General features: G+C 72.1%; 4 protein-coding genes and 2 pseudogenes. 1 reads left to right on the top strand and 5 read right to left on the bottom strand.

Annotated features, from left to right (window positions below; genetic code table 11):
- From AOK00_RS40665 to AOK00_RS26965, 3 genes and pseudogenes are all read right to left on the bottom strand, one after another.
- Nucleotides 1-194, bottom strand: a pseudogene (locus AOK00_RS40665) (malate synthase A); the annotation flags it as partial.
- A gap of 2 nt (nucleotides 195-196) precedes the next feature.
- Nucleotides 197-1410: pseudogene (gene aceB / locus AOK00_RS26960) on the bottom strand (malate synthase A); the annotation flags it as partial.
- 226 nt (nucleotides 1411-1636) lie between these two features.
- Nucleotides 1637-2263: a nucleotidyltransferase family protein gene (locus AOK00_RS26965; protein ID WP_055602861.1), complete on the bottom strand. Its 627-nt coding sequence runs from the start codon at nucleotides 2261-2263 to the stop codon at nucleotides 1637-1639.
- Between the two features lie 198 nt (nucleotides 2264-2461).
- Between AOK00_RS26965 and AOK00_RS26970 the strand changes: the two genes are divergently transcribed.
- Nucleotides 2462-2788 (top strand): DUF5955 family protein, encoded by a 327-nt coding sequence (locus AOK00_RS26970; protein ID WP_055602862.1) that lies wholly within the window; start codon nucleotides 2462-2464, stop codon nucleotides 2786-2788.
- Nucleotides 2789-2949: 161 nt separating this feature from the next.
- Here the strand turns inward: AOK00_RS26970 and AOK00_RS26975 are convergent, their stop codons facing one another.
- Entirely contained in the window at nucleotides 2950-3576 is a 627-nt protein-coding gene (locus tag AOK00_RS26975; protein WP_055602863.1) for a response regulator, read from the bottom strand.
- 5 nt (nucleotides 3577-3581) lie between these two features.
- Entirely contained in the window at nucleotides 3582-4709 is a 1128-nt protein-coding gene (locus tag AOK00_RS26980) for a sensor histidine kinase (protein ID WP_254047515.1), read from the bottom strand.
- Nucleotides 4710-4750 lie beyond the last annotated feature (41 nt).

Genomic DNA, 4750 nt, shown 5'->3' on the forward strand with positions numbered 1-4750 from the left:
TGCGGGCCAGCTCCGGGGTGGCGGTCTCGCCGTTCTCGAAGACCACGCCCGCGTTGATCCACTGCCAGATCTGCGAGCGCGAGATCTCGGCGGTGGCCGCGTCCTCCATCAGGTTGAAGATGGCGACGGCGCCGAGGCCGCGCAGCCATGCCTCGATGTAGCGGGTGCCGACCTGCACGGCGCTGACCAGGCCCNNGCGACGGAGACGTCCTCGCGGAGGCGGTCCTTCTGGTTCGGCTTCTCGCCGAGGACGGCGTCGAAGGAGGCCATCGCGATCGGGACGAGGTCGGGGTGGGCGACCCACGAGCCGTCGAAGCCGTCGCCGGCCTCGCGGTCCTTGTCGGCCTTGACCTTCTCGAACGCGACCTTGTTGACCTCGGCGTCCTTGCGGGACGGGATGAACGCCGCCATGCCGCCGATCGCGTGCGCGCCGCGCTTGTGGCAGGTGCGCACGAGGAGCTCGGTGTACGCGCGCATGAACGGGGCCGTCATCGTGACCGCGTTGCGGTCCGGAAGGACGAACTTGGCTCCGCCGTCACGGAAGTTCTTGACGATGGAGAACAGGTAGTCCCAGCGGCCCGCGTTCAACCCGGCGGCGTGGTCGCGGAGTTCGTAGAGGATCTCCTCCATCTCGTACGCGGCCGTGATGGTCTCGATGAGGACCGTGGCGCGGACGGTGCCCTGCGGGATGCCGACGTAGTCCTGGGCGAAGACGAAGATCTCGTTCCAGAGGCGGGCCTCCAGGTGCGACTCCGTCTTCGGCAGGTAGAAGTACGGGCCCTTGCCGAGGTCGATCAGCCGCTGGGCGTTGTGGAAGAAGTACAGGCCGAAGTCGACGAGCGCGCCGGGGACCGGGCGGCCGTCGAAGGTGAGGTGACGCTCCTCCAGGTGCCAGCCGCGGGGCCGCATGACGACCGTCGCGAGCTCGCCGGCCGGCTTGAGGGCGTACGACTTGCCCGAGCGCGGGTCCGTGAAGTCGATCTTCCGGGCGTACGCGTCGATCAGGTTGAGCTGGCCCAGGACCACGTTCTCCCAGGTCGGCGCGGAGGCGTCCTCGAAGTCGGCGAGCCAGACCTTCGCGCCGGAGTTGAGCGCGTTGATCGTCATCTTGCGGTCGGTCGGGCCGGTGATCTCGACACGGCGGTCGTTCAGGGCCGCCGGGGCCGGCGCGACCTTCCAGGAGTCGTCGGCGCGGATCGCCGCGGTCTCCGGCAGGAAGTCCAGGGTGGACGTGCGGGCGATCTCGGCGCGACGCTCCGCTCGGCGGGCGAGGAGCTCGTCCCGGCGCGGGGTGAACCGCCGGTGCAGTTCGGCGACGAAGGCCAGGGCGGCCTCGGTGAGCACCTCTTCCTGACGCGGCAGGGGCTCGGCATCGACGACGGCCAGGGGGGACGGCGCTGGTGCGGACATGAACTGTCACTTCCTTCAGCGGACTTCACGGGCGGTGCCAGACGGCCGCCGGGCGTCGCGGGACGGCACGCAGTGCCGCAGGCGCCGAGATACGGCCGCAAGCGCCTTCTGAACGGACAGGCGCTTCTGAACAGTGGATACTAGTTTCCTCATGGTGGAAGTTCAATGGTTTGTTGATGTCGAGATTCTCCGCGTCGACAGACCATGGCGCTCGGTGCCACGCCCTTCACTCCAAGTGCGCCAGATCCTCCTCGGTGTCGATGTCATAGGGCTCGGCCACATCCGAACAGTCCACCGGGGTGATCGCATCCCGGTGCGCCGCCAGATAGTCCCGCGCGCCCCGGTCGCCCACCGCGAGCTCGGCGATCCCCGCCCAGTGCCCGGCGCCGAACAGCACCGGATGACCCCGATGACCCTCGTACGAGGCCGCCGCCAGCGAATCCCGCGAGACGTACGCCGCCCTGACCCGGGCCACCGCCTCCGCCCCGATCCCCGGCTGGTCGACCAGAAGGACGAGCGCCGCGTCGACCCCGCGCGGATCGGCGGCCAGCGAGACGAGCCCCGCCCGCAGCGAGGAACCCATCCCCTCGGCCCACTCCGGGTTGTCCACGAGCACACACCCGGGCAGCTCCGCCCGCTCCCGTACGACGTCGGCCAACGCGCCCAGCACCACATGCACCGGATCGCACCCGGCCGCACGCAGCACCCCCACGGCGTACTCGACGAGAGGCCGCCCCCGATGCGTGAGCAGCGCCTTGGGCCGCCCGCCGAGTCGCCGCCCGCCTCCCGCGGCGAGCAGCAGTCCGGCGACGAGCGGCGTGTGGACATCCGTTCGATCATGCGCTGTTGTCATGGGGACTGCATACCTCATCAGGCGGAATCACACGGTCGCCTGAATTACCCGGGCGAAGGGTGGCGCGGTGGGGTGGCGAAGGAGTTAACTGACCCGCAACTCACGGCGCCCGACCACCGCCCGGGGTCGGCTCGGAGCGCTGCTCCGGGTGTTCGGAGTATGGAGTTCTGCGCACAGTGTCGTGCGAGGGGGAGAACCATGTTGCGAAGCGTGGGGCAGAGGCGAGTGACCGGCGAGGGCGTGGACCCGAGGGTGGCCGAACTGCGGTCCGCCGTGTCCCGGCTCCGACGCGAACTGGCAGCCCACCGAGTCGAGTTCGCCGACCGGGGTATCGCCGAGGACGAACTCGCCGCGCTCGACGCGATGGCGCTCAGCGGCGCCCCCGAGGTCCGGCGGCTGCGCCGCTCGCTGCTGCTCGTCGCGGGATCGGTCGGATCCGTCAGCGCGCTCGCGGAGGGGCTCGCCGGGGTCCGGCGGGCGGTGGAACTCTTCGGGCCGCCGGCGCCCCGGGGGCCTGTCGACTGACGCGTGTGCTGTGGCGACTGCCGTGTGACGGGTGTGCGGTGGCGGCCGTGGGCGTGACGGGTGCGGGCGTGACGGGTGTGGTGGCAGCGGTGGCGTGACGGGTGCGCGGTGACCGTGGTGCGTCGCTGGCGCCTGATCAGGCGGCGGGACGTGGTGCGTCGCTAGCGCCTGATCAGGCGGCGGGCCGTCGCCGTCGCCACCGCCGCCGTGCGCGAGTCCACGCCCAGCTTCGCGAAGACATGCACCAGATGGGACTTCACCGTCGCCTGGCTCAGGAACAGCACCTTGCTGATCTGCTGGTTCGACAGACCCTCGCCCACCAGCTGGAGCACCTCCAGCTCGCGCTTGGTCAGCGCCTCCGCCGGTGTCCTCATCCGGTCCATCAGCCGGTGCGCCACCGCCGGGGCGAGGGCCGACTGGCCGGCCGCAGCCGTGCGGACCGCCGCCGCCAGCTCTTCCGGCGGCGCGTCCTTCAGGAGGTAGCCGGAGGCGCCCGCCTCCACCGCCGCCAGGATGTCCGCGTCCGTGTCGTACGTCGTGAGGACGAGCACCTTCGGCCCGCCGTCCGCCGCCGTGATCGCCGCCGTCGCCTCCGAACCGTGCATCCCGGAGCCGAACTGCAGGTCCATCAGGACCACGTCCACACCCCCGGCCGCGGCCAGCTCCACCGCGCGCTCGGCCGTCGCCGCCTCCGCGACGACGGTGAAGTCCGGCTCCGTGTCCAGGACCGCGCGCAGGCCCGCCCGTACGACCGGGTGATCGTCGGCCAGCAGAAGACGGATGGTCATGCTCTTCACGCTCCAGCGGGGAGGGGGAGGGAGACGGCGACCGCCGTGCCCTGACCGGGGGCGGACTCGACGGTGAACGTGCCGCCCAGCGACTCCGCGCGCGAGCGCATCGCCGGAAGCCCGAAACCGCCGTCGGAGGAGGGCCGTACCGCGCCGGGTTCGAAACCCCCGCCGTCGTCGACCACGTCCAGGGTCACCGAGGCGTCCATGAACGACAGGGTGATCTCCGCGCGCGACGCGCCCGCGTGCCGCACCGTGTTCGCGAGTGCCGACTGGGCGATACGGAGCAGCGCCACCTCGTAGGGGGTCGGCAGCTCGACCGGCGTACCGCTGACGGAGAAACGGACCCGCGGCCCGGCCCCCGGCTCGCACAGTCGCTCCAGGGCGGCCGCGAGGGAGCCGTGCTCCAGGTCCGGCGGTGACAGCGCCCGGACGAAACGTCTGGCCTCCGCCAGGTTGTCCTGGGCCTCCTGCCGGGCCCGGTCGATGTGGTCCGCGGCGGGGGAGTCCGGCGGCAGAGCCCGCTCGGCCGCGCGGAGCAGGAGCTGGATCGAGGACAGGCCCTGCGCGAGCGTGTCGTGGATCTCGCGGGCGAGCCGTTCCCGCTCGGCGAGCGTCCCCGCGTGCCGCTCCGCGGCCGCGAGCTCCGCCCGCGTCTCGATCAGCTCCTCGATGAGCCTGCGCCGCCGCTCGCTCTCCCGGTACAGCGCGTGGTAGCCGAGGACCGTCGCCACCGCGACCGCCGCGCCGAGCAGCGGCCCGATGAAGACCCCGGGGTTGAGCGCGGCGCCGTGCCCCACGTACGAGAGGATCGCCGCGCCCGCCGTCAGCGCGACCGCCGGCAGCGACCAGCGGGCGGGCAGCAGATGCAGCTGGAGGAAGTAGAGCGGGAAGGCCACCCAGAGCGCCTCCGGGGTCAGCCACAGCATCGCGAGCCAGCACCCGCCCAGGACACCCAGCCACACCGCGGCCGCCCGCTGCGAGTCCCGTACGGACGGGAGATACGAACCGGTGGCGTAGACCGCGCCCGTCAGCACCGCGAACACCGTCCCGGCGACCGAGTCGGCCCGCACCGCCGCGAGGACGAGCAGGCCCGCCATCAGCAGGTGCAGACAGAGGCGCAGCGCGCGCAGGACGGGCGTGAGGGGCCGCTGGGTGGGGTGGGGCGAGGAAC

Origin of the sequence: Streptomyces aureus, assembly GCF_001418135.1 — a bacterium.
GTDB lineage: Bacteria > Actinomycetota > Actinomycetes > Streptomycetales > Streptomycetaceae > Streptomyces > Streptomyces aureus_A.

Excerpts from the sequence above, each read along its gene's own strand:
- AOK00_RS26965 (WP_055602861.1), bottom strand. The coding sequence starts at position 2,263 with ATGACAACAGCGCATGATCGAACGGATGTCCACACGCCGCTCGTCGCC.
- AOK00_RS26970 (WP_055602862.1), top strand. The coding sequence starts at position 2,462 with ATGTTGCGAAGCGTGGGGCAGAGGCGAGTGACCGGCGAGGGCGTGGAC.
- AOK00_RS26975 (WP_055602863.1), bottom strand. The coding sequence starts at position 3,576 with ATGACCATCCGTCTTCTGCTGGCCGACGATCACCCGGTCGTACGGGCG.